The sequence below is a fragment of the Alkalihalobacillus trypoxylicola genome, from assembly GCF_001590785.1.
In the GTDB taxonomy this organism is placed as follows: Bacteria; Bacillota; Bacilli; order Bacillales; family Bacillaceae_D; genus Alkalihalobacillus; species Alkalihalobacillus trypoxylicola.
Genome location: NZ_LTAO01000037.1, coordinates 167,150 through 192,919 on the forward strand (window position 1 = coordinate 167,150; position 25,770 = coordinate 192,919).

Here is a 25,770-nt window from a genome sequence, read left to right on the forward strand (position 1 = left end):
AATTTATCTACTTCTTAAAAGCCAGCCGATCTCAAGTTTCTTACAAATGGTTGCATAATGCAGCATCATTAATAATACACCACTCATATTCATTCCTAATATAATTCCATCCATCTGTAGTTGTGGCATCGAGCCAAGGAAGAACATCATTAAAAAGGAAAGAATGGTTGTGATGACCGAATGAATAAAAGCATCCTTTACAAGCCCAAGACCAATTAGATAAGCTTGCATGGGAATAATAAAATAATGGGATAAAAAGTAAGGAATCAATAATTGAAGATAACCGGCTGCAGGTGAATCCTCAAAGAATAAGGTCGTTAATTGTGAGGAAAACAAATAAAAAATAGCTACGACTGGAATTCCATAAACCATGGTAAACATTAATACTTTCCTTAAAAGATTGTGTAACTGATAGCGGTCACCTTTACTATAAGCCTCTGAAACGGTAGGAATTAAAACGATTAATAAGGAATGAGCGATAAAGGCAGGAAAAAAACCGATCGTAAAAGCTACACCCGCGAGCTTACCATATTGAATGACTGCCATTGAATCCAAAACACCCGCTCTAATAAGTGCCTCTTTTATTAAAAAAGGTTTAATGGCAAAAGTAGCGGCATGGAAAATGCGAAGTCCTGTTGTTGGTAATGAAACTTCTAGTAATGATTTACGTACTTTCTTTGAAGAGATTTCAGCTCTTGGTTCTTTCTTCATACCTTTCATTTGTCCAACAAAAGCGAGGATTAAATAGGCAAGTACAATCATTTCACATACGATAACTGCTGATAAACCAATTAATATAGAAGTCTGTAAATCAAATTTGAACAGTCCAAACATAACCACTAAAAATAGTAGCTGAACAACTCGACGGATGAGATTAGCAAAGGCTATCTTGGTCATTTTTTGAGCACCCATAAAATAACCTCTTGCCACCGAGCTAAAGGAAACAATTGGTATTAGTATAATTAATAATACTTTTACCATTGGATGATAATGATCTAAAATACTGAGAAGTGGCAAAACAGCAAGAGCCAAAGCCATAAATACTAAAGTACATAAACTGGCAAAGCGTATCGTGTGGGTCAACATGCTGTAATGAAAAATCGATTCCTTCTCTGCGATAAACTTAGAAATGGAGACGGGTAATTCAAGGCTTGCAATCACAACAAAAAATACAATGGTCGGCAAAATCGACATGTATAGTCCTAAACCTTCTTCGCCTAATTCTTTGGCAAGTACTATATTAATAATAAATTCTAAACATTCTCCAATAAAAGCAGCTATCATTAACAGTATTGCACCTTTGACAAATCGCTTCATAATTTCTCTCCTTGTCTATGTCTGTTACTTCACTATATGAGACAAGGGGTTAAAATATGGTACAAGTTCATAAACTTTCTATCACAATTAACGAACAATGAGCTCCTTCTTATGAAAAGAAGGAGCTCTCTGATGAACGGATAAATTCTTTATGAAGTACAAATTAGCAGACATAAGGCACGGAGACTCTAGTGGGATGAAATGGCCATGTCTAAATCATTTTAATAAAGTTAGTTCGGCAGCACCACACCGAACTGAAGTGTCTTGAGAGATCGAACAGCCGGTAATCTAATAGTAGAGTCATTCATTTCATGCGTTTTGTCCCAGCTCTACTATTATTAATGACATCAACTTTGCAGCTGTAATGGTATAGAATTGAAATCATTATTATAAATTTTGTAATTTATAATAATGACCTCTCTTATTAATTAATTCCTGGTGATTTCCTTTTTCAATTACTTTACCTTCATCAATGACTAATATCTGATCCGCTCTTTCGATCGTATTCAAGCGATGTGCAATAATAAAGCTTGTTCTTCCTTTCATTAATGTATCTAACGCTTCCTGTATTTTCATTTCAGTAATCGTATCGATACTACTTGTAGCTTCATCTAGTATTAAAATAGAAGGATTAGCAAGAATAGCTCGGGAAATCGATAATAATTGTTTTTGACCCTGACTAATGCCACTGCCATCTTGGTCAAGAATCGTATCATAGCCATGAGGAAGTTCTTTGATAAAAGATTCAGCATTCGCCATAGTGGCTGCTACTTCAACTTCTTCATCCGTTGCATCTAAGCGACCATATCGAATATTTTCACGAATGGTTGCATGAAAAAGAAAGGTATCTTGAAGCACAAAAGCCATCTTATTCCGTAAGCTTTCTGTTTTTATGTTCGAAATGTCCATTCCATCAATTACGATCTCTCCTGATGTAGGTTCATAAAACTTTGCTAATAGATTAACGACCGTTGTCTTTCCTGCTCCAGTTGGCCCTACTAAGGCTGTCGCTTTGCCGTGACCGTTAAAAAAGGACACATTTTCAAGCGTTTTTTGATTTTTTTTATATGAAAACGAAACGTGCTTAAATTCGACCTCGCCTTTCATTGCATTTATTTCTTTTGCTCCATGAGCGTCTTTCTCTTTCGTTTCATCTAAGATATCAAATACTCTCTCTGCGCCAGCAACTGCTGATAATAAAGTATTGAATTGATTAGCTAAGTCATTTAAAGGTCTCGTAAATTGACGAGAATATTCAGCAAAAATCACAATAACTCCTACTGTTATAACTTCTCCATTCAAAACAAGAATAGCACCGATAGCCGCAATAAAGGCAAAGCTTAAATTATTTAACACATTCATTAATTTAGGAATGAATCCCGAATACGTTTGTGCCCAAAAGCTTGCAACCTTCAGCTTCTGATTTTTTTGATAAAATTCGTTAATTACTCTATTTTCTTGAGAAAAAGTTTTAACAACTCTCTGTCCAGAAATAGTTTCTTCGATATAACCGTTTAACTCGCCGACCTGTTTTTGTTGTTCCTTAAAAAATTGCGAGGTTCGTTTTGTAATCCACTTCATACCCAGATACATTAAAGGAATCACCAGCATCGTAATAAACGTTAGCAGAGGACTTAAAATGAGCATAATCACAATAATACCAATAAAAGTGATGATACTAGAGAAAATTTGAATAACTGAGCTGTTTAATGTAGAGCTTATATTTTCAATATCATTCGTCACTCTACTCATCAATTCACCATGCTGCCTTTTATCAAAAAAGGGAAGAGGTAATACATGAAGATGCTGAACAAGTTGTTTTCTTATAGTAAAAATAGTTTTTTGCGCAATTGTAACCATCCATACATTTTGAATCCATACGCTCAAAGAATGCAAAAGATAAACGAGTGCTAATAAGCATAATATAGGAAGGAACCAATCCCATTCTCTATTTATCAAAAAATGATCAATTGATTTTCCGACAATATATGGACCTAATAGTGATAACCCTGAACTAATGATGACTAAAAATAATACAGCAAATATTTGTCCCTTATAGGTAGCTAAATACCCCCATATTCGCTTTGAAGTAGTAAACCAATTTTTCACTTTTTGTTGCTCAGGGCGAGGAGTCTTAGAGGTATTTACTTTTTGACGAAGCGGTATTTTTTCGTATTGAAATGGTTCCTTTATTGATTTAAGCATTACTTAGAACCCCTCCCCTTCTTTGTGACTCCTCAATTTTCCGATACAATTCATTATTAGCTAGAAGCTCCTCATGAGTTCCATTAGCATGTACCTTACCATTTTCCAACAAAATAATACGATCACACTGACTAGCACTGCTCACTTTTTGTGTGATGATTAAAGTGGTACAGTCATATTTTTTTAATGCAGTCATTAAATGACTTTCCGTCTCTCCATCAAGTGCACTTGTACAATCATCTAAAAGCAAGATATCCGGCTGACGAATAAGAGCTCTTGCAATAGAAATTCTTTGCTTCTGCCCACCAGACAAATTGACACCCTTTTGGCCAATTCTTTCTTCATATTGCTGAGGTAGCTTTTCAATAGTGCTATGAATTTGGGCACTTTTTGCTGCATTCATAATTTCCTCGTCTAATGCATCATTTTTTCCCCAGCTAATGTTACTTTTTATCGTTCCTGTAAAAAGCATTACGTCTTGAGGAACATAGGCAATGGAGGTTCTTAAAGCTTCTATAGATTGTTTTTTTACTTCAATCCCGTTTATCTTCACAGAACCCTCTGTTGCATCATATAATCTTGGGATTAGCTGAAAAAGTGACGTTTTTCCAGAGCCAGTACCTCCTATTATGGCAACAGTCTCTCCCTTTTGTATACTTAGATTAAGGTGTTGTAAAGACCATTTAGTTGAATTAGGATAACGAAACGATACATCTTCAAATAACACCGTTTCCTTAGGATTGAGTAAAGGATTTTCCACTTGTAATGGCTCTGTCAAATCCTCTTTATTATGTAAGACCTCCGCAATTCTCTCCGCTGATGCTTTTGACCTTGAGAATACCATAATGATCATTGAAAAGACGGTTAATGCACCTGTTATTCTTAATATATAATTAATAATCGCGACAATTTCCCCTACTTGAATAGAGCCAGTGAGTAGTAATTCACGACCAAACCAAAGAATCGCTATAATTGTAATATTCATTAGAAATAACAAAATAGGCATGGTTATTTCCATTAAACGTAAAGCCTTTACCGTATGTTCCATTAACTGTTTATTTTGTTGAACAAACCTCTTATTTTCATGTTTTCTCCTCACATAAGCCTTAATCAGCTTTATACCACCTAAATGCTCTCTAATAATGGAATTAACTCCGTCCAGCTTTTGTTGAACCTGCTTAAATAATGCTCCTCCTTTTTTCATCATTACCATCAGAAATAGGATAAGAATTGGAATCGTAATGACTAAAAAGAGACCAAGCTGTACATTTATTAGTAAGGCCATAATGACACCACCAATGACAATTAATGGTGCTCTCATCATAATTCTTAATCCCATAAATATTGTATTTTGAATTTGAGTAACATCATTAGTTAATCGTGTAATTAGTGAAGAAGTAGGAAACCTTTGTGAACTAGCAAAAGAAAAGGATTGGATTTTGCTATATAACGTATTGCGAATATCAAATCCTGTCGCTTGACTGACGTGTCCAGCAAAAAAAGAGTTTAAAACCCCTGAAACAAAAGCAATTAAAGAGCTTCCTACCATTAGTGCTCCCCAAATAAGGACCGTATCTAGTCTGTTATTAGCTATCCCTTCATCAATAATTTTGGCTAATAATAAAGGATGAATAAGCTCAACTACTAGTTCGGCAAGCATAAAAAATAAAGCAATATATAAAGGAATACGATAAGGTTTCAAAAAATTTAAAATCATTCGCACACTCTCTTTCCCCCTTAAGCCTCTCTCTATCTTATTTTACCGTATCTGAAATTAGTTTGAAACTCGAAGTATTAAAAAGAAAACAACAAGTCCTATTGAATGAGCTCAAATAGGACTTGTTGCTTTAATTTAGGATAGGAATTAATTTCTTTGAATAATAGCTTCCACATATAAAACAAATCACTAAAGATATCCCTATTAATAATGCATAATTCCCTGCAAATTCATACAAAACGTTTTTGGAAACAAAAGTTTGTATAAGCTGAATGATAAAACCATGTAGTAAATAAATATACATCGTTCTTTGGCCAATAATCGTAAAAAAATAATTCTTCTGTGGAACGATTACCAAAAAAGAGAACATAACGACCGCCGAAATAAAATACTGAGATAATCGTATAAGACTGTCACTCCAAGCTCCTACACCAATATCTGCATAAGAAGAGCTACCAAACAACCAAGGTATTCCCTCTTCTGGAAAGAAAAAATAAACAAGTATAAAGGTGACGAGTAGGATAAAAGCCCCTATATAGCTAGTATATTTACTTCGTTTTAACTTTTGAAAATATTCCTTTTTCATAAGGAAACCTAAAAGGAAAAATGGAAAGAAGACAAAGGTTCTCGATAGACTAAAATAGGTTCCTAGAAAATCGAAATAACCAACTCCTAAACCAAGCGCAATGGCAGGCACTAAACCAGCCCAGCTCCATTTTGCAAAAACAAACAACAATACATTCCAACAAAATAAACTTAACAAAAACCACATGGTCCAATGAGGAGAAAATAGATCGAAGCTTATGCTATTTGCCGACCCATTGAGGTAATAGAAAACAGAATAGATAAGCTGAAAGATAAAATATGGAATAAGTACCTTTTTAAAAACCTTATATAGATACCCTTTCTTTTTATACCCTTTAGCAAAAAAACCAGATACAAATATAAAAGCAGGCATATGAAACAAATAAATCATGACATATAAGTCAAATAAAAAGCCTTCTTGTCCTTTAAGTGGGCTAATGACATGACCCACTACCACTAAAAAAATTAAAAAGAATTTTATGTTGTCAAAATATGAATTTCTCTCATTTAGTGCTCTTCCTGGCGCACTTCTCACTTCTGTCACACTAAACACTCCTTATCTTACATTCACCTTGTTTATGTCTATAGATGAAAAGAAACTAAACAAATTATAGGCTATCACTGTTACAATTCTGTCACTTTTTATGTGATAAAATCTCAAAGATATTAAAAAAAAGTAGAATCCTCCATGCAAAATATGAAGTTCCTCTCATACATTAGCTTTATCCTTTTTCCCGTTTTTCATAGTAATTATTCCTTTCAAATAAAAAGAAAGGGCTGTTCGCTCACCCAATACTCTTCCGACAAAGGATATCCTTTTCTCTATTCCGTTGTATGAGTGAATTTGTTTTCGCTGACATCAACTGAAAATCGACCGATTTACGCAAAATGATGATCAGATAATACTCCATACGGCAATATTTTTTTGTTCATAACGTTTCTCTCCTAATGTCATTTTAATATCTTTAATTTACATAACTAGATTAAAGAAAAAAGAAAGAAAAATTAAAGAAACCTTAAGAACATTAAAATGGCTTCATAAACGATGATGGTTTTAAAAAAAGGTAACTGTAGAACAGCAGGATGAGGAAAAAAAGCAGCTAGTATATTGCGCATGAATGAAGAACTCCACACAAAGTCGTTGCCTGTCTAGCTGATTTTATATTCAACAACAAAGAGTGGGATGAACATTTTTTGTTCATCCCACTCTTCATTTTGCTTCTTTTTAAGGTGAATAGAGGCGGTTGGGTGGTGGCTGCGGTGAACTTTCTTAAGTTCACCGCAAAATCACGAAGACCAAGGGCTTTTGAGACAGCCTCATTTTGTGCTTCTTTTGTTTTATCTTGTCTAACTACCGCTACAATACGATACTTATTTCAATAATTGTCTATGCTCACCTGTTCCTAAATCTAAGCTGGCAGCTTTTGCATTAGAAATGACCTGTTCAGGATTTTTACATCCTGGAATAACGGTCGTAACTGCCGGGTGCTTTAAGCACCATGCTAAAGCCCATTGAGCCATATCCATACCTGTCGGAACCTCTTGTTTTTTTATATCTTCAACGTTATGTAAAATTCTTTTGCGATTTTCAGCTTCATGTCTCGAGCGGACATCTTGTTCATTAAAAGTAGCATTAGCTTTATATTTCCCACTTAAATAACCACTCGCTAATGGAACACGTGCTAGCACACCTAAATCTTGTTCAATACAAGAAGGAAAAACCTTTGCTTCAGGCTGAGTTTCAAGTCGGTTATATACTACCTGAATAACATCTGCTTGATATTCAGAAGCCAAATCTACTTGAAAGATATTTTCATTGCTTCCAATTGAAATTCCTAAATGTCTAATCTTTCCTGCTTGCCGTTGTTTATCCAAAGTAGTCCATAGTTCATCGTTACGAAAAACTTCATCACTTCCAGAATGGAATTGATACAAATCAACATAATCGGTCGATAGCGCTTGCAAAGATTGGTCTAATTGATTCAATACAGACTTCGCATCAAAATAATCTGTTCTCTCGAAATGATTATGAAATTGGTGTCCAAATTTTGTAGCCAAAATCCAATCATCACGATTCGAATCTTTTAAATACTGTCCGATAAATTTTTCTGATAAGTGGTCACCGTAGCATTCTGCCGTATCTATTAAGTTAATGCCAACATCTTTGGCTGTATCTAAAATAGCATTGACTTCATCCTGATTAAAATCTCTACCCCACTCACCACCAAATTGCCATGTACCTACACCTACAGTTGAAACCTTTAGATCCGTTCTTCCTAAACGACGATATTCCATTACAATTCCTCCTTCTAAATTTATTCTTACCTTTAGTATAGAATTGATTAAATTTTGTGACAAGTAAAGTGCAGTTGTTTTATGATAATAAATAACGAATTAATTTCTTCTTTACAAACATAAATGAGGTGACGTTATGACAAGAAAAATAATCATCAGCCAAAATATTAATCAGGATTTATTAAAAGCAATTTCTGACAAAATGTCTGATTGGGAAATTATTCATGGTAAAGACCCTTCGATTTGGAATAATGAAGTAGCAAAAGCTGAAATTATTATAGGTTGGCGAGATGAAATGAAAAACGCCTTAGATTCCTCACAAATAAAATGGATTCAATCTTGGTCAGCTGGAGTAGATTCTTTTCCATTAAGGCAATTCGAAGAAAAAGGAATCACTCTAACAAGTGCAAATGGCGTACATGCTTATCCAATTTCTGAAACGGTTATGGCACTTATACTCTCCTTCACAAGGAAAATTCATGAGTATGTTCGAAATCAACAAGAAAAAAAGTGGCATAATCAAGGCTTAAAGCTAGAAATACACAATAAAACGGTCGGGATATTTGGTGTTGGTGCGATCGGAAAAGAAATCGCTAAAATCTGTAAATCTTTTAATATGAAGGTAATAGGAGTAAGAAACCGCCCCATTAAAGAGGAGTATTTTGATCAGATGTATAGTCAAGAACAACAAGAAGAAGTACTTCCTCAATGCGATTTTATTATTTGTGCTTTGCCTTTAACAGAAAGAACTCACCACCTTTTTAATAAAAGAAGCTTTAAGTTAATGAAGAATACAGCTTTTTTTGTTAATATTGGACGCGGTCTTTCTGTTAAAGAACAGGATCTCATTGAGGCACTAGAAAATGGAATCATAGCAGGAGCAGGACTTGATGTTTTTGAAACAGAACCTTTACCTGTAAATAGTCCACTATGGGAGATGGAGCAAGTTATTATTACTCCTCACACAGCTGGTAGTACTGAGTACTACAATCAACGAGTTATACAAGATATATTTTTGCCTAACCTTCAAGCTTATCTAGAAAAAAAGGATCAGCTGCCCATTAATCAAGTGAATTACTCAAGTGGTTATTAATGTTTTCTTAAGGAATTAGAGGATGGAACAAAACGCATAAATATGGAGAACGATAGAGGAACGATGCACCGGCTGTTTGCCTGTATTTCATTGAGAATTTATATAATCTTAAGGCCACTGTTCATTGGTTTACACTCATCAACAACCTTTCATATGAAATAGATTGTAATTGCCAGAGGCCTTGGTCAAGCTTTTGCTCACTTCTCACTATGCTCTCAAATCAAAATAGAGGGTAGAATCATCCATCGATGAAGCTACCCTCTAATCTTAGTATGTTTTTTGATTGCTTTTATTTGAAGCTTTACTTTCTTTACCATTTCCCATTTTGAGGGTAAGGACAGCGTTTTTCTTGTTGTTTCGCTTTATAAAAAACAATCATACCGGAAAATTTACATGTTGTACCATACAACAATGCCTCACAACCTAAACAGGTTGAAACTCTTTTTTCATAAACCGTATTCGAACTCATCTTATCTGGAGGAATAGATCCCAAAAGTCTAATTAATTCTTTTTTTTCGACAGTAACAGATGATTCGCAGCCTTTGCAAACTTTTTCTTCTAAACTCATATTCTACTATGATAAAGCTATGGTGACCACAGACATAGATGGTAATTGAACGACAAGCTTTTGATCCTGAAGTTCCATATCTGTGAATTCGACTAGCTTAACTTGCTCAGGCTCTTCAAATGTATTATGTGAGTCTATATGGTCCGCCGTTAATAATTGACCGGCTGCTTCAGAAAGGTTCAAGCCTCTAATATCAACCTCAATAGAATGAGTCTGTAAATGATCAACATTACTTAAAGAAATATGAACTTGTCCATTTTTATTTATAGAAGCCGTCCCACTGATAGCTGGAATATTCTCCTCTCCAAACTGATAGTTCTCTGCTTGGATATCTAAGGAAAGCTTGGTCGCATCTTGATGTACTTTGTATAGGTCAAAAACATGATAAGTAGGCGTCTTAATCATTTTTTCACCTTCTGTTAAAATCATTGCCTGTAGCACATTAACTGTTTGAGCTATATTTGTCATTTGCACTCGTTCATTATGTTTATGGAAAATATCAAAATGCAGAGAAGCTACTAGTGCATCACGAATGGTATTTTGTTGATAAAGAAATCCTGGATTTGTGCCAGGCTCTACATTAAACCAAGTTCCCCATTCATCTATGATGAGTCCCACTCTTTTACTAGGATCATATTTATCCATGATAGTTGAATGCCTCGTAATCAAGGTATCCATATGAAGAGCTTTTTTCAAGGTTGCAATCCATTCGTTTTCAGGGAAATTGGTAGCGCTTCCTTTATCTTCCCAAATTTTAGGAACTGTATAATAATGTAGACTTAGCCCATCCATAAGCCAATGGGCTTCTCTCATTAACACTTCCGTCCAATGGTAATCATCAATATTTGCCCCACCAGCAATTTTATAAATCTTGTTCTTTCCATATTGTCGGACATATGTTTGATATCTTCTATATAAATCAGCATAATATTCAGGTCTCATATGACCACCACAACCCCAATTTTCATTTCCTACCCCGAAATAAGGTAATGGCCAAGCCTCGTCCCGCCCATTTTCCTTTCTCCAATTTGCCATGGGCGATTCTCCATCAAAAGTCATATATTCTACCCATTCTTGCATTTCTTGAACCGTTCCGCTTCCCACATTACCGCAAATATATGGATCACTTTCTAAAAGCTCACATAATCTCATAAACTCATGTGTACCAAAATGATTGTTCTCAACCACTCCGCCCCAATGAGTGTTAACCATTCGTTTTCTTTCATTTCTCGGGCCTACTCCATCTTTCCAATGATATTCATCAGCAAAGCAGCCTCCAGGCCATCTTAAAACAGGTATTTTTAATTGCTTTAATGCCTCTAATACATCATTTCGAATACCCTCTGTATTTGGAATCTCTGAATCTTCACCTACCCAAATTCCTTCATAAATACAGCGACCTAGATGTTCAGCAAAATGGCCATAAACATTTTTATTAATAATTCCTTGTTCAATATCAACATTTAACTTAACGAAATTAGTCATGACGATTCTCCCCTATCATTGCTTTTATTTTATGAGCTAAAGAATATTCTCTTCCTTAACATATTCTTTATGAACAATCACTTTACCTTCAATAATTAAACTTTGCAGCTTTTTAGTTTGACCTGGTTCTCCGAAAAAGGGAAATCCTTTTGAATCCCAAAACATTCTTTGAACTCTTGTGTGACGATTAGGATCATAGAGTGGGTGTCCCTCAATGTCCTTATAAGATCTAGAATGATAGACTAGTAAATCCTCACCAGATTCATTAACTGTAAAACTATTATGACCTGGTCCATATTCAGAGTTTTCAACTGAACTGAAAAAAATAGGCTCACTTGATTTAGTCCATGCAGCTGAATTTAACAAATCATCTTCTTCATTAATCGTTAGTAATCCCATCATATACCGATCATCAGTACCGCTAGCAGAATAAGTGACAAATATTTTACCGTTTCTTTTAATGACACTAGCTCCTTCACAAACTCTCTCTCCATCCTGTTCCCATGAATATTCTGGTTGAGCTAATAAAGTTGGAGAGCCTTTTATTGTCCAAGGATTTTCCATTTCCGCAATATATAAATTAGATATGTGTGCATTATCAGGTTTTTGTGCCCAAATTAAATATCTCGTATTTTGATGTTCAAAAGTAGTAGCATCAAGAGAAAAACTATCAAATGAAAGGTTGATTTGACCAAGCTCCTTCCAATCACCCTCCAAAGGATTACTAGCATTTGTTTGAAGAACGTAAGGACGAATAGCCCACTTATCCTCCGCACTGCCCGCGGCAAAATGAATAAACCAGCTATTATTTATGTAATGAATTTCTGGCGCCCAAATATGATTTCCCATAATACCTTGATCATATTTCTGCCAAATGACTTTTTCTTCCGCTGTTTTTAAAGCTTTAATGGTCTTTGCACGCCTTAAAACAATTCTATCGTAGCTTGGATAAGAACCCGTAAAGTAATAATAGCCATCACTATGCTTATAAATGTAAGGATCGGCTCTTTGTTCAATTAATGGATTCGGATAATCTTCTATCGCTAATCTCCCTTCTATCGGATAGATTCCTGCCTCATTAAAAGATTCCACTTCAAGATCCCATACCACCTCTATTTCTATAGAAGTTTCGCTTGATAATGGAACCTTTATGGCATTCGGTAACTTCACTTCTTCTCCCAACTTTGCTTCTATCATTACGGTTTCTAATTTATTTTCTTTCACATTCCTACTCCCCTCATTTAATCTCTATTGAACTATAAAATAGAACGCTAATTAAATTGTTAATAAATATATATTACAATTAATAATTTTATTTATCAAGAGTAGGATTGATTACCATATAGATTCGCCAATTACGTCCGTTAGACAAAAAATCCTTCCATCTATTCTTGTTATTTTCAGATTACGGTCTTATTGTCCCAATGAACGAATAGACTGTAAGAAAACCTTATTTAGTAATAAAAGGAGCGTTTTTTTAATGTATATACTGATTATTAATTTCATTCTATTAACTTTTATAACCTTTTTTTGTATGCTTCATATCCATTACAATAGAATACAGTTAAAAAACTCAGCCAAGCATCTTCATATAATCGTTATGGCTTTATGTTTAATGTCGAGCTTATCATTCGGTATTACTATTGGCTTATTATTTGGACATGATTTGGTTTGGTCGACTTTAATAGCCAGTTTCATTGGAATATCAATCGGTTATTTAGTAGGAAAAGACTTTGAAGCCCTCTGTATACTTTGCGGAACTATTGAAGGGATTATGGGTGGAATGATGGGTGCGATGACGGGGATGATGGTTTTCCATCAATCAAACTTTTATTTTTTAATTCTATTTTTTGATTTATTATTCGTATTAGTCGCTCTTACTATTTTTCTCTCTTTAAAGAAATTATCCAAGCATGTGAACTCCATTTAAAAAGGTTTAAAGACAAAGTGAGCCTTTAAACCTTAAACATAAAATATTACCAAGATATTTGCACTTTTTCTCCTTTTTGTGCACTTTCGACTGCGCTTAAAACCATTGCTAAACTTTTAATATTATCACTACAATCTGTTTCGGCTTTTCTATTTTCTTTTAACGCTAAAAACATTTCATCCAGACAGCCTAAATGTCCTTCTCTTCCTTTCCAATTTAACGGAATCTCTATTACTTCAGATTCATTCAAAAATACCTGCTCCTCAGATGGTCTAACAATGGCTGCCTTAGGAGAAGAAGTTCCATCCCATTTCAATGTTCCTTTCGTTCCAACAAAGCGCCAATCAGCTTCCCATGAAGTCTCAAAACCTTCAGCACTCCATGAACCACGGTAAGAAAATACGGTTCCATCACTCATTTCAAATATACAAATTGCGGATGAAGGATGCTGAAACCAAGAGCCTGGAGGGTTAAATTCATGGCAGTAAACTGCTACTGGATCAGCTCCAATCATAAAACGAGCTTGGTCAAAAGTGTGTATGGCCATATCAACTAATAATGGGTTTTTCATTAATTCTCGAAACCCTCCAAAATGAGGTCCAATAAAAAAGTCAGTATGCACGGAGCCTAATTTTCCCAAATGTCCATCTTTTAAATATTGCTCGATTGCTCTTACTCCCTTAACATACCTTCTATTTTGCATAATAAAATAATTATTTTCTGTTTTTTCTGTTAAATGAACTAATTCCTTTGCATCCTGTATCGATTCAGCCATTGGTTTTTCACCGAAGACATGAAGTCCTGCTAATAAACCCGTTGTTGCTACCTCTTTATGACTTGCAGGAATCGTCACATCAAATATAATGGTTGGCTTTGTCTCCTCAATCGCTTCTGATAAATTAGAAAAAATAGGGATAGATACTTGTTTTTTTTCAGCAAACCTTTTGGCCGTTTCTACATATAAATCCACTAAAGCTACCACTTCAACGTCTTCTCTTTTCAAAGCCTCGTCGATCCAAACATTTGCCATTCCACCGCATCCTACAAGAACAACCTTCTCCATTTTCATTTCCCCTCTCTAACTAAAAATTTTACTCATTAGACAGTTAGACTCTTAATAGATTTCCTGCAAAAAAATTAAAGAAAGCGAAACGCATGAATGAAGAACTCCACACAGGATAGGTGCCCGTCCGTTCGCTTCCCCAAGTCACTACGCGTCCAGCTGGGCGCTGCCGAACTAACTTTTTTAAAAGGGTGTTGGGCATGACCACTTCATCTCACTGGAGTCTCCGTGCCTTCTGTCCGCTAGGTTTCGTCTTTATTGGTTCAACAGAACCCTCCTTTTTTACAGTAAGGAGGGTTCATAGTTCGTTATATGTGTTTGCATTCATTCCACATCATTCAAGTTTCGTTATATGAGATGTTATTTAAAAAAAGGTTATGTCCCAGCCCTAATTTTCTTCAACTGCATTATTCAATTCAGTACATAAGTCCTCTTTAATTAAACCCCATATATCTTGATTTTCTCTAAACATTGTTGTCATTTCCTTAACAAAAGCTTTGAAAGCTTCTTCATAGCCCGGAGCGTTTTTATCCTCAGGGATTCTTTTTTCATTCTTTATTTGTTCAACAAGCTTTTGGACCTCTGGTGCTCTTGGCCCCCATTTTCCAATTTCTTGATTAGATTCATTTAGAAAAATAACAATAGGGATTGACCTTGATTTTCCGTTTGTTAAATACTGATCCATTAATTCAAGATTTTCATCACGAATTAAGTATCGTGTTTCAATTAAAGCTTCATCTGCTATTCTCATTAAAATAGGCAAATTAACCATTGCATCGCCACACCAATCGGCTGTTATAATAACAGCTTTCAGCCCTTTATCCTGAAGCTCCCATAATTGTTTCTTTTCCTCATCAGGTAACTCAAAGTGATTATACACATTTAATAAGTTATCCTTATGAACTTCCATCGCTCTAATATATTCATTTTTGGACAAGCCTTTTTCAAACCAAGCTGATAAATTAGGCATACACACACCTCTTTTTTATAGTCTTCTAATTATAGTTGCCTGTCTTTAATTATAATTGATTTCAAAAAATCAATCGAGATTTTACTCTTTTTGAGTTATAGTTTCTAACGGCTTAGAATTTCCATAAATAGGAGTATTTCTATTTACCGGTTTTAACCATTGAACCGCATTTTTAATAACCTTCTGAATATCGGATTGATGATAAGTAGGGTACGTTTCATGTCCTGGTCGGAAATAGAATATCTTTCCGCTTCCTCTTTGATACGTGCACCCACTTCTGAACACTTCTCCTCCTTCAAACCAACTCATAAAAATCAATTGATCAGGTGCTGGAATATCAAAATGCTCTCCATACATTTCTTCCTTTTCTAATTCAATATATTCACCTATTCCATCAACAATAGGATGACTTGGATCAACCACCCACAACCTCTCACGCTCATCTGCTTCTCTCCACTTTAAATCACAGGTAGTTCCCATCAATGATTTAAAAATCTTCGAAAAATGTCCCGAATGGAGGACCAACAGTCCCATACCTTCTAGAACCCTTTTCTTAACTTTAGCTACAATCTCATCTTTTACTTCATGGTGTGCTAAGTGACCCCACCATATTAATACATCTGTCTCACTTAAAACTTCCTCTGTTAAACCATGCTCTTTTTCATCTAATGTAGCGGTGTGCACCTCTACTTCTTCAGATGATAAAAATTGGGCAATGGTTCCATGTATTCCATTCGGATAAATGTCTTTTACAGTAGCATTTGTTTGTTCATGACGATTTTCATTCCATACAGTAACTCGCATCATAATCCCTCCTAGTTTAAGTAACGAATAAAAAATAACATGAAGTGACTTTCTTACCATGAAAACATACTGCTGATAATCAAAGAATTCGCTGAAACAATTAAAAAATGACAATGTATCAGATCTTTTAATGGAGATTAGCTCATAATCATCGAGAGACTAATTTCATCCTTGTCTTTACCTATTACCCGCTTCCACTATTTTTATTTTTGGGATAGGGACCTTAGACCAATCCATATCAGAAGCAAAATAAAAGCTTGGATACGCTGGCTGGTTATAACATGTGTTTTGCCAAGCAATTCCAGTTCGATACTGAGCATCATGCATAAGTGTGTAGAGCTTTCGATCTGTTACCTCTGTGCTAACAAATATTCTTATTGCTGAGCTATCGGTTGTGCGAACTAACAATTCTTCACGCCAATCACCGAATATATCGGCAACTAAACAAGGATTTCCTTTTGTATGGTTATTTGTCCTAGTACCCTCTGCAGTTAAAAGACGGCCTCGAATCCAATCATCAATTGTCGGTGTCTGGTCAATAGCCCCATTGATAATTTGAGTAGTCATATTAGCTGCCCATTTAATATTCATATTCGAGCCTGGTATTGAATCTCCTAAGTGCTCCCCCTTAGCAGAAAATAACCCTTCTGCCCAGGTTTGAAGTCCTCTTATGCTTGGATCAATATCTCCTATCATTCCTCTTCCCGTATCACGTCCGGAATATCCACCGTATAGTACTTCACCTGTTGCAGCATCTCTTAAAGCATATCCATAAGGAGCAACTTGACCTCCTTCAAATACCATAAAAATCTCTAAGCCTGGACGATCAGGGTCAATATTAGCTACATGAAGAGCATCTCCATGACCTAATCGTACATATTTCCCTGGATCAGCACTTTCTGGTGGTAACACATCAAAGGAACTATAAAGAACAGAACCATCATGATCAATTGTCACAGCTCCATAAACAATTTCATCTTTTCCATCTCCATCTACATCCGCCACACTTAAGGAATGGGCTCCTTGTGTAGTAATCTTTCCGTACTGCTCACTTGTCCCGTCTTTACCATGCTGATTATCATTAAATGGATTATCCATCGGTATCCATCCGCTATCTACATACCAATATTGTTCTAAATTCATTCCATCCCAACTATATGAAGCAAGAGTCGTTCTTGTATAATACCCTCTTGCAAAAATAGCGTATGGTTTCTCGCCGTCCAAATAAGCGACTCCTGCTAAAAACCGATCCACTCGATTCCCTGGTTCTATACGTTTGGCAGAATAATCTCCCCACATTAAGCCATCATCATGGCGAGCAGGTTTGTAATGAATAGTCTGAAGCTCTTCTCCTGTTTCTCCATTAAAAATAGTCAAATATTCTGGTCCATTGACTATAAAACCTTCAAAGCTACGCAATTGATTCTTCTCGCTGCGACTTGGTGCATATTCATCTATAAAATAATCAGCTAATGCTCTTGCATCTTTATTAGATAAAGGATAGTCATATTGTGGCGTCGTTCCAAAGGCTTCTTCTAAAGTTTTTGGCCAGTTCCCACTTAAAACCTCACTATGCTCATGCCATTTACTAAACATCTCTACAATGTGCTCATAATAATCATCACTGCTCATTCTATAGTCGTCTGTATGACTATATCCTGCCTCTCTATCAGAAGAAGGCATCGTTATGTATGTTTCAGATTTTGGTTCACCATTTTCCTTGTAATGAACCGTTTTTGTGCCAGGTGCCGTTTTAAACATAATTTCAGCTTTTCCATCACCATCAAAATCATATGCCATAAATTGGGTATAGTGTGCCCCTGAACGAATGTTAACTCCTAAATCAATTCGATATAATAGATGACCATCTAATTTATATGTATCAATATAGGTATTTCCAGTATATCCTTTATGAGATACATCTTTGGAGTTACTCGGGTCCCATTTGACAATAAACTCATACTGACCATCGCCATCTACATCCGCTACACTCATATCATTTGCATGATACGTATAGGTTTCTCCTACAGGTGTTATTCCATCCTCTGGTTTTTGTAAAGGTAAATCATAATATCCCTCACTCCAAGGGGTTACTGTTGAGCTTTCATCTAATTCTTTGTCTTCTTTAACCGCCCTCACAAAATACTTAGATTGGTTAGTCCCTGATTTATCTAAAAAATTGGTACTATCCTCTATTTGAATAATCCATTCTCCATCTCTATAAACGTTGAAGTTTACACCCGTAAGTCCCGATTTTGAATAGCCATCTACCTCTGTTGCTCTAAGTCTCCAGCTAAGAAAAATCCCTTCATCCGTCGAAACAGCTACTAAACCACGATCCAAATATTCTAATTGCATGATTAAATGACCTCCTCAAAAGATTACTAGTATCTTAATGAAATTTTAAAATCAAGTAAGTTTTCATATGATGACACACCTAAAGTGAAACGCTTTCAATTCATCTTTACTTGATTTCTACTAATTTAAATAGATACTATGTTCTAGTTGCATTTTTTTATTAAAATCTATTAAGGAAATTATAACACTTACTATAAACAATTCATTTGTTTTTCGATAACATGTTCAAATTTTTATATTTTCTAGGAAATAGTATAGGTATTTGCATGGTAATTTATGTACTAGCTTCATAGTTTATCTTTACGATTTTTTCATGAAAACAGACATATTACTCTATCATCTCACATAACTTTTAATAAGGTTTATAAACTATTAAATTTATATATGAATCCATTTCATAACTCATATCTTATAATGGAAACCGAAAGATTAGGTTTTTGATTCCACTTTAGGTAGATGCTTTCCCAAGGGCTTGTCTTCAGCTAACTCTGACTATGTAAAGCGTCGTCAGAGTGGATCTTCAAACGGCGCTGCTCCTTTGGGAGTCACTACCTATCGTTACAATCAACAAGTGAATTCGCAAACATTCAAGACATTTTTATAAAAAATGCTCGGTTCTTATTCACTTATAAAGCAATTATGAACATCACTCATATAGGGTACATTGATTATTTTAAAATGGAGTTGATTTGATGGCTAATAGAAAAGCAGAATATATGTTAAGAGTTAATCAAAATGCTAGTACTGATTATGAATGGCTTGATATAGGTATTAAGGTAGTGGAAACAAAGAAGATAGTAGGATTACCTATTAATCATAATCAAAAAAAGTATCTAGTCCCACCACTCCAAAAAAGAAACAAACTACTTAATAAAACCTATTCAGGATACCCTCACCTCTTGCTTTTACAAGATGGAAATTATTGCTTGGAGCCTGGAAAAAGAAATGAATTAAATTGGGAAATCATTAGCTATCAAAAAAGAATTGAAGCAGCTGTTAGTGTCATTATTCCCCTAACATCTCTTTCTATTTACGAGCAAAGAAGAATATATTCTCTAGCCGAATCGATTCAATCATTAGATTTACAAATATTTGATTTATTGGACTATAGCAAGAAGAAATACGGAGAAAATTTCTATGAAAGTGGAGAAGGCAAACAAATTATAAAGCTTCAAAAAGAAAAAAAAGCGCTTGAGGTTACACGCTATGAGCGCCTTACCCAAGTAGCTATCTCCGAAAAACTAATGCCACCTCATTTTCGATTGAAAATAACGATACGTTAATTGAATCCATTTCATCACTCATATCTTATAATGAAAACTGAACGATTAGGTTTTTGATTTTCACTTTAGGTAGATGCTTTCCCAAGGGCTTGTCTTCAGCTAACTCCGACTACGCTCATCCTTTGGGAGTCACTACCTACCGTTACAATCATCGAGTGAATTCACAAACATTCAAAATATATTTTATAAAAACGTTCGGTTTCATTCACTTATAAAGCAATGATGAAATTCACTCATTTAAAAGAATAAAATCATAATAAATTAAAAGAAAATAAGAGTCTTAGTCTTGGATAATACGCATGAAATAAATGACTCTTCACATGTTAAGCGCCCGGCTGTTCACTTTCCCAAGGCACTCCGCTAATTTTGTCTTTCCATAAAGAATTTATCCATTTAACACAACCCTCATTCTTTTAACAAGAAGGAGGGTTCATTGTGTTTGCATCCGTTACTGATCATTTCAAGTTTCGATTTGAGAGATATTTTAAAAACAAGTTGTGCCCCACTCTTTTTCGTTAACATCTGAATAAACCTTAACCATTCTATGTTTTCATTTTTATTCTTTTTACTTTCAATATAGTAAATAATCCAGCGCCTATTAAAGAAATAATGAGTCCTATTAATACATTTCGGTGAGAATCAGTAGATGTATTTGGTAGCCTTTGTTCTATTTGTTCCTGTTCTCTTTTTTGATTTCCCTTCATTTCCTCTTGAGGGTCTTTGTCACCTGTTATCTGTTTATCTGTTTCTGTGTCATTTCCCTCTTCTTTATAATCGCTTTCCTGTTCATCCTTATCTATTATTAATTCTTCATCATCATTAGTATCGGAGTCCTCGTTTTCTTTCCGAGGAATTTCTAATCCATTTGATTGATAGTAGGAGATAATCTCAGATTCGGATAAGACTATTTCGTTGTAAATTAGAATCTCATCCATTAGTCCCTTATAAGGTTCATCCCACCAATTGACACCTAATGTAAAAGTTCCATCTCCACTTGAAAAAATATGAGGAAAATTACTTCCTTCGAATACAAGCTCTCCGTTAAGAAATAGATGAATTTCACCCCTGTTATTTGTAAAGGTGATATGAGACCATTCATTGATATCCAAGCTTGTTCCTAAACTTGCATCATACCACTGCTGTGATCCTGACCAGAGCATCGTTTGGTTTTGAACACCATCATGCCCCATCGGTACAAAGCTCATCCAATTCTCTGAATCTTTTGCAGCAAAAAAAGTAGTCGAAAATGTGGTTAGTTGAGAAGGTTTAAGCCAGAAAGAGATGGAATACTGATCACTAGTAATAAGGCCATCATCTAAACGGACACCTGTCTCTCCATCAAATAGAACAGCTTCTCCTACCATTCCTTCCTCAAATAAGAGATTTCCACCATCACGGTCTATTTGATTTCCTACAATCGTTCCTGGACGAAAAGTACCGCTACTATCTTCTAAATGACCATCTAATGAATAATGAACAACAAGCCCACTTTTTACACTTTCTAAAACGGTAATTTCAAACGATACGGTAGCGATTGCTTGTTCTTTTTTGATAGTAGCGGTTAAAGTTGTCGTTATATTGCCTTCTCCAGATACTGGACGAGTAACTTTTCCAGTTGGCGAAATATACTCTGGGTGTGATGACTCCCATTCTATAATCGCTCCTCTACTTCCGAGAGTTGGTAAAAATATGTCTTGTATCACACTATGAGTAGCCCCTAAATTTAATTGGTCAGCTATTGCTTGAACGAGCTCTTCGTTCTTCAAAGATTTTAATTGGCTACCCCATATCGCTACACCCTGTTCTGAAAGTGCTGAAAAGGTTATCACTTCGGCTTTTGCATCAGGATCCCATTGTTTTTGGACAACTCCTACATATTCGACGCCGGCTATTTCAATCAAAATATCATCGTCATTATATTTCTGCCAGCTTCCTGTTTCGCTTCCAGTAATCGTGCCATCTTGATTCAATGACATATAAACAGATTCATTGATCTCGGCGCTTATTTGTTTTCCATGGTTAATGAAACGATAATCACCAGCAATCTCCTCATTTACAACCTCAGGAAGAGCATGATCACTATAACGGACTGGAGCAACTACTGGCCAGCCATCCTCATTCATGAACATCTGATGAACACGAATTTCATGTTCTTCCCCTCTTTGAGGAAAACGAGTATGAAAAATTAAATACTGTTCATTTTTTTCTTCATCATAATAAACCGAATTATGACCAGGAGAAATATAACCATTTCCTATTCCAGACCCAGCCTCTCCAAGCTCTCTCTTAAACAAAAAATTACCCATTAGCTTTACTCCATAAGGTTCAATAGATTGATCATCAAAAAGAGGTAAAGTCGGATCAGAATATACATCAAGCATGTTATTTCCCTCAGCATCATAATAAGGTCCTTCCGGATTCTCAGCACGAGCCACTCTCATATTGTAGCCACCTGTTGTATCTAAGCCACCAAAGGTCATATACAAATAATAATGTTCAGTATCTGGGTGATATTGGATGTATGGGGCTTCTATTCGAGCATGATTACCTCCTATTAATTTGGTTCCATAGCCTTGATCCTCTAAAGGAAACCCTGTTTCTGAATTCATTTCCAAGATAAATAACCCACCAGAATACGAGCCATAAACCATCCAGAGTCTATTTTCAGCATCAAAAAACACATGAGGATCAATGACATTTGGATGTTTTTGTGGGTCATAAATCTCGCCACTATTTTCACTTTCCTCTCCCCACATTCCCGATTTTAAAAATATTCCTAAATTTTCATATGGTCCTTCAATATGATCCGCTACAGCAATTCCCATTGCAGAGCGAGGAGAACTCCCTTCGCAAGCATTATAATACATGTAATAACGACCATCATCTAGCTGAATAACATCAGCAGCCCATAACGTATCACTATTAGCCCATTCTAATGCTTCGCTTAATTCCTCGTAAACATTAGGGATTAACTGATTTCCCTCATGAACATGAGTGGTTATTTGCTCCCATTGCATAAAATCCTTACTTTTAGCTGCGGCTAAATGTGAGCCAAATACATAAAATGTGTCTTCTACTTTTATGACCGAGGGATCGTGTACAGATGCTTCTTTAAAAACAGGATTAGGCTCATTCGCTTCAGCCTTAAAAGCAACTAAACTAATAAAAACAGCAAACAATATCAACATTAACACTCTTTTCATAAAAACCCTCCTTTGATAACGCTTTCATAATTATTACTCAGTGATTACTAAACTTAAATCTTACAATTATAAAAAAACGTAATACAGATGCACCATTCATCATTTGATTTACATTTATAAATAATATTAATATATATATTTATTAAATAAACCTTACTACAAAGATTTGAGACAATCAATCTTTTTTTCTTAATATTCTAACTAAGTGAATTTCATCATTGCTCTATAAGTGAATAAAACGATCATTCATTATGAAAATGTACTGAATGCTTCTGAACTCACTCGATGATTGTAACGGTAGGTAGTGACTCCCAAAGGATGAGCGCCGTTTGAAGATCCACTCTGACGACGCTCTGGATAGTTAGAGTTAGCTGAAGACAAGCCCTTGGGAAAGCATCTACCTAAAGTGAAAATCAAAAACCTAACCGCTCGATTTTCATCTAAGAATATGAATGATGAAGTGGGTTTAAATGAATAAAACGATCATTCATTATGAAAATGTACTGAATGTTTCTGAACTCACTCGATGATTGTAACGGTAGGTAGTGACTACCAAAGGATCAGCGTAGTCTGAAGATCCACTCTGACCAATCTCTGCGTAGTCAGAGTTAGCTGAAGACAAGCCCTTGGGAAAGCATCTACCTAAAGTGGAAATCAAAAACCTAACCGTTCGATTTTCATATAAATGCTAGTCTTAGAATGTACAGAAACGATTAAATAAGAATGTACACTTTTAGTCAGCGCATGCATACTGAGCTAGAGGTGAGAGACAGATGCATTTATAAATGCTAGTCTTAGAATGTACAGAAACGATTAAATAAGAATGTACACTTTTAGTCAGCGCATGCATACTGAGCTAGAGGTGAGAGACAGATGCATGTGCAAATAGAAGTGACAACGGAGATAGAGATTAAACAGTTAGAGGATTTAATAAAATATAAAGAGTTAATGGAGAACTTAAATATGAAAATCAACAAGAGTAAGTTAGGAAGGGATTTAGGGGTGGATAGGAGAACCGTCGATCGATACTTGTCTGGAAAGGATTTAGAAAAGAAAAGGGTGAGAGCCTCAAAAATAGATCCATATTATGAAATCATTCTAGACCTTTTATCAGATAAAACTCCGCAAACCTTTTACTACAAAAAAGTCTTATGGCAGTTTATGAAGGATCACCATGGATTAGAGTGTTCGGAGTCCTCTTTTAGAAGATATTTATCAACCAAGCCGGAATGCCAAGCGTACTTTAGTAAAGGGCAAAGAGTGCCAAACCCTCACGTAGTCGTGCGGTATGAAACGCCACCAGGAGAACAAGCACAATTTGACTGGAAAGAGAATGTACCTTATATCACGAGTGATGGCGAAAAAATCTCGGTGAACATAGGAGTGCTGGTACTAGGTTACTCCCGGTTTAGAACCTACGGTTTAACCTTGTCTAAATCTCAAACCGTCTTAATGTCCTTTTTAACGGAGAGCTTTGAAGGATTAGGTGGGGTGCCTCAACATTTATTAGTAGACAATATGAAAACGGTTATGGATGAACACCGTACCAAATATAACCGTGGCATTGTAAATGAACGATTTAATCAATTCGCTCAAGACTATGGATTCGAGGTGAAACCTTGTATAGCTGGTAGACCAAGAACGAAAGGAAAAGTGGAGACCATTATGAAATTGCTTGATGAGATACATGCCTACCAAGGGATGTTCACCTATGAAGAATTACATGACTTTGTACAGAAGCTCAACACACGTCATAACCAAACCTTCCACCAGGGTAATCGTAAGATTCCTCTTCTTGCTTATAAACAAGAAAAGAGCCACTTACTCCCCCTACCACGGAAGGACTTAAGAGACTCTTATAAAGTCAAAATGAGTCATGTAAAAGTTAACCCAGCGAGTATGATTACCTATCAATCAAACCAATATTCAGTCCCACCTGAATATAAGGGGAAAACTGTCCAATTACAAACTTATGATGACCATATTCATGTCTATCATAACACAGAATTAGTCGCTGTTCATACCATCAGTACAAAAGTGTTGAATTATAAAGAAGCTCATTATATAGAAGTGCTAGGTCATGAGATGCCCTCATACGAGGACGCTGAAGAACTAGCGAAGAAAAATCTAATGACGATGGACGAGGTATATAAAATTGACTAGTAGCTATCAACAACTCATTGATAACTTAGAATACCTAAAATTAAAACAAGTGATGGTCCACCTTCAGGACACCATTGACTTTAGTACAAAGAACGAGCTTTCGCTCGTAGACACTTTAATCAAATTAACGAATTATGAGATTGATGTACGAGAAAAGACGATGATTGATTCTATGGTTAAAGTTGGAGCATTCCCACATCGCAAAGAAATAGGTGAATTCCAATTTGACTTTCAACCATCGATTAATAAGCAACAGATTCTAGACTTCGTCTCTCTCCGCTTCCTTGAAAGGAAACAGAACCTCATCTTTATGGGTAGTAGTGGCGTTGGTAAGACGCATCTAGCTACATCTATCGGTATCGCAGCGGCTAAAAAGAGGACAAGTACGTACTTTATTAAGTGCCATGACCTAATCTTAAACCTGAAACGAGCGAAGCTCGAAAATCGCTTAGAAGCTCGTTTAAAACATTACGGAAAATATCGACTCTTAATTATAGATGAACTTGGCTTTTTACCTATTGATAAGGAAGACGCTAAGTTATTCTTTCAACTCATTGATTTAAGATACGAAAAGAAAAGCACCATCTTAACGACAAATATGAGCTTTAAAGAGTGGGATGGCATATTCCAGGATACTAAAATTGCCAATGCCATCCTGGATCGGCTTTTACACCATGCGACTGTCGTCAATATTGTCGGCCAATCTTACAGGATTAAGGACCATCTAAAAA

18 protein-coding genes are annotated in these 25,770 nt (G+C 35.6%); 5 read left to right on the forward strand and 13 right to left on the reverse strand.

Features of this window, described 5'->3' with window-relative positions:
- Positions 1–3: 3 nt before the first annotated feature.
- The 5 genes from AZF04_RS18310 to AZF04_RS18330 all read right to left on the reverse strand — a co-directional run bounded on the left by AZF04_RS18310 (position 4) and on the right by AZF04_RS18330 (position 8,119).
- Complete coding sequence (locus tag AZF04_RS18310) at positions 4–1,317, reverse strand: polysaccharide biosynthesis protein (protein ID WP_061950007.1); 1,314 nt, start codon at positions 1,315–1,317, stop codon at positions 4–6.
- Positions 1,318–1,704: 387 nt separating this feature from the next.
- On the reverse strand, positions 1,705–3,522 hold the full coding sequence (locus AZF04_RS18315) for an ABC transporter ATP-binding protein (protein ID WP_061950008.1): 1,818 nt from the start codon (positions 3,520–3,522) through the stop codon (positions 1,705–1,707).
- The gene (locus tag AZF04_RS18320; protein WP_061950030.1) at positions 3,515–5,239 is read right to left on the reverse strand and encodes an ABC transporter ATP-binding protein; all 1,725 of its coding nucleotides are present in this window, start codon (positions 5,237–5,239) and stop codon (positions 3,515–3,517) included. The genes AZF04_RS18315 and AZF04_RS18320 overlap by 8 nt, the downstream gene beginning before the upstream one ends.
- Before the next feature lie 130 nt (positions 5,240–5,369).
- Positions 5,370–6,368, reverse strand: a complete 999-nt coding sequence (locus AZF04_RS18325) for an acyltransferase family protein (protein WP_235600030.1) — start codon at positions 6,366–6,368, stop codon at positions 5,370–5,372.
- A gap of 827 nt (positions 6,369–7,195) precedes the next feature.
- Positions 7,196–8,119 (reverse strand): aldo/keto reductase, encoded by a 924-nt coding sequence (locus tag AZF04_RS18330; protein WP_061950009.1) that lies wholly within the window; start codon positions 8,117–8,119, stop codon positions 7,196–7,198.
- A gap of 136 nt (positions 8,120–8,255) precedes the next feature.
- Here AZF04_RS18330 and AZF04_RS18335 point away from each other — a divergent pair, with 136 nt between their 5' ends.
- Complete coding sequence (locus AZF04_RS18335; RefSeq protein ID WP_061950010.1) at positions 8,256–9,212, forward strand: D-2-hydroxyacid dehydrogenase; 957 nt, start codon at positions 8,256–8,258, stop codon at positions 9,210–9,212.
- 310 nt (positions 9,213–9,522) lie between these two features.
- Here AZF04_RS18335 and AZF04_RS18340 read toward each other — a convergent pair whose 3' ends face one another.
- From AZF04_RS18340 to AZF04_RS18350, 3 genes are read right to left on the reverse strand one after another with little or no spacing between them, the layout of a single operon-like run.
- Complete coding sequence (locus tag AZF04_RS18340) at positions 9,523–9,780, reverse strand: hypothetical protein (protein WP_061950011.1); 258 nt, start codon at positions 9,778–9,780, stop codon at positions 9,523–9,525.
- Positions 9,781–9,786: 6 nt separating this feature from the next.
- The gene (locus AZF04_RS18345) at positions 9,787–11,265 is read right to left on the reverse strand and encodes an alpha-N-arabinofuranosidase (RefSeq protein ID WP_061950012.1); all 1,479 of its coding nucleotides are present in this window, start codon (positions 11,263–11,265) and stop codon (positions 9,787–9,789) included.
- Positions 11,266–11,301: 36 nt separating this feature from the next.
- Complete coding sequence (locus AZF04_RS18350; protein ID WP_235600031.1) at positions 11,302–12,489, reverse strand: family 43 glycosylhydrolase; 1,188 nt, start codon at positions 12,487–12,489, stop codon at positions 11,302–11,304.
- A gap of 256 nt (positions 12,490–12,745) precedes the next feature.
- On the opposite strand from AZF04_RS18350, the gene AZF04_RS18355 reads away from it, so the two are divergent.
- Complete coding sequence (locus tag AZF04_RS18355) at positions 12,746–13,195, forward strand: hypothetical protein (RefSeq protein WP_061950013.1); 450 nt, start codon at positions 12,746–12,748, stop codon at positions 13,193–13,195.
- Between the two features lie 46 nt (positions 13,196–13,241).
- Here the strand turns inward: AZF04_RS18355 and AZF04_RS18360 are convergent, their stop codons facing one another.
- The 4 genes from AZF04_RS18360 to AZF04_RS18375 form a co-directional block, all read right to left on the reverse strand.
- A complete protein-coding gene (locus AZF04_RS18360) occupies positions 13,242–14,258 on the reverse strand; it encodes a Gfo/Idh/MocA family protein (protein WP_327020402.1) in 1,017 nt (338 codons plus the stop codon).
- Between the two features lie 388 nt (positions 14,259–14,646).
- A complete protein-coding gene (locus AZF04_RS18365; protein ID WP_061950015.1) occupies positions 14,647–15,228 on the reverse strand; it encodes a thioredoxin family protein in 582 nt (193 codons plus the stop codon).
- An 81-nt stretch (positions 15,229–15,309) separates the two neighbouring features.
- Positions 15,310–16,035: a ThuA domain-containing protein gene (locus AZF04_RS18370; RefSeq protein ID WP_061950016.1), complete on the reverse strand. Its 726-nt coding sequence runs from the start codon at positions 16,033–16,035 to the stop codon at positions 15,310–15,312.
- 174 nt (positions 16,036–16,209) lie between these two features.
- Complete coding sequence (locus AZF04_RS18375; RefSeq protein WP_153017301.1) at positions 16,210–18,390, reverse strand: rhamnogalacturonan lyase; 2,181 nt, start codon at positions 18,388–18,390, stop codon at positions 16,210–16,212.
- A 692-nt stretch (positions 18,391–19,082) separates the two neighbouring features.
- On the opposite strand from AZF04_RS18375, the gene AZF04_RS18380 reads away from it, so the two are divergent.
- Complete coding sequence (locus AZF04_RS18380) at positions 19,083–19,673, forward strand: hypothetical protein (protein ID WP_061950017.1); 591 nt, start codon at positions 19,083–19,085, stop codon at positions 19,671–19,673.
- A gap of 542 nt (positions 19,674–20,215) precedes the next feature.
- Here the strand turns inward: AZF04_RS18380 and AZF04_RS21990 are convergent.
- Complete coding sequence (locus tag AZF04_RS21990; RefSeq protein ID WP_064504231.1) at positions 20,216–22,876, reverse strand: family 43 glycosylhydrolase; 2,661 nt, start codon at positions 22,874–22,876, stop codon at positions 20,216–20,218.
- Between the two features lie 873 nt (positions 22,877–23,749).
- On the opposite strand from AZF04_RS21990, the gene istA reads away from it, so the two are divergent.
- Complete coding sequence (gene istA, locus AZF04_RS18390) at positions 23,750–25,039, forward strand: IS21 family transposase (RefSeq protein ID WP_061950018.1); 1,290 nt, start codon at positions 23,750–23,752, stop codon at positions 25,037–25,039.
- The coding region (gene istB / locus AZF04_RS18395) for an IS21-like element helper ATPase IstB (protein WP_061950019.1) at positions 25,032–25,770 on the forward strand (739 nt) is incomplete at its 3' end. The genes istA and istB, both read left to right, overlap by 8 nt.

Bases quoted from the DNA above. Each gene is read 5' to 3' on its own strand.
- AZF04_RS18310 (WP_061950007.1), bottom strand. From the start codon at position 1,317: ATGAAGCGATTTGTCAAAGGTGCAATACTGTTAATGATAGCTGCTTTT.
- AZF04_RS18315 (WP_061950008.1), bottom strand. From the start codon at position 3,522: ATGCTTAAATCAATAAAGGAACCATTTCAATACGAAAAAATACCGCTT.
- AZF04_RS18320 (WP_061950030.1), bottom strand. From the start codon at position 5,239: ATGATTTTAAATTTTTTGAAACCTTATCGTATTCCTTTATATATTGCT.
- AZF04_RS18330 (WP_061950009.1), bottom strand. From the start codon at position 8,119: ATGGAATATCGTCGTTTAGGAAGAACGGATCTAAAGGTTTCAACTGTA.
- AZF04_RS18335 (WP_061950010.1), top strand. From the start codon at position 8,256: ATGACAAGAAAAATAATCATCAGCCAAAATATTAATCAGGATTTATTA.
- AZF04_RS18340 (WP_061950011.1), bottom strand. From the start codon at position 9,780: ATGAGTTTAGAAGAAAAAGTTTGCAAAGGCTGCGAATCATCTGTTACT.
- AZF04_RS18345 (WP_061950012.1), bottom strand. From the start codon at position 11,265: ATGACTAATTTCGTTAAGTTAAATGTTGATATTGAACAAGGAATTATT.
- AZF04_RS18355 (WP_061950013.1), top strand. From the start codon at position 12,746: ATGTATATACTGATTATTAATTTCATTCTATTAACTTTTATAACCTTT.
- AZF04_RS18360 (WP_327020402.1), bottom strand. From the start codon at position 14,258: ATGGAGAAGGTTGTTCTTGTAGGATGCGGTGGAATGGCAAATGTTTGG.
- AZF04_RS18365 (WP_061950015.1), bottom strand. From the start codon at position 15,228: ATGCCTAATTTATCAGCTTGGTTTGAAAAAGGCTTGTCCAAAAATGAA.
- AZF04_RS18370 (WP_061950016.1), bottom strand. From the start codon at position 16,035: ATGATGCGAGTTACTGTATGGAATGAAAATCGTCATGAACAAACAAAT.
- AZF04_RS18375 (WP_153017301.1), bottom strand. From the start codon at position 18,390: ATGCAATTAGAATATTTGGATCGTGGTTTAGTAGCTGTTTCGACGGAT.
- AZF04_RS18380 (WP_061950017.1), top strand. From the start codon at position 19,083: ATGGCTAATAGAAAAGCAGAATATATGTTAAGAGTTAATCAAAATGCT.
- AZF04_RS21990 (WP_064504231.1), bottom strand. From the start codon at position 22,876: ATGAAAAGAGTGTTAATGTTGATATTGTTTGCTGTTTTTATTAGTTTA.
- istA (WP_061950018.1), top strand. From the start codon at position 23,750: ATGCATGTGCAAATAGAAGTGACAACGGAGATAGAGATTAAACAGTTA.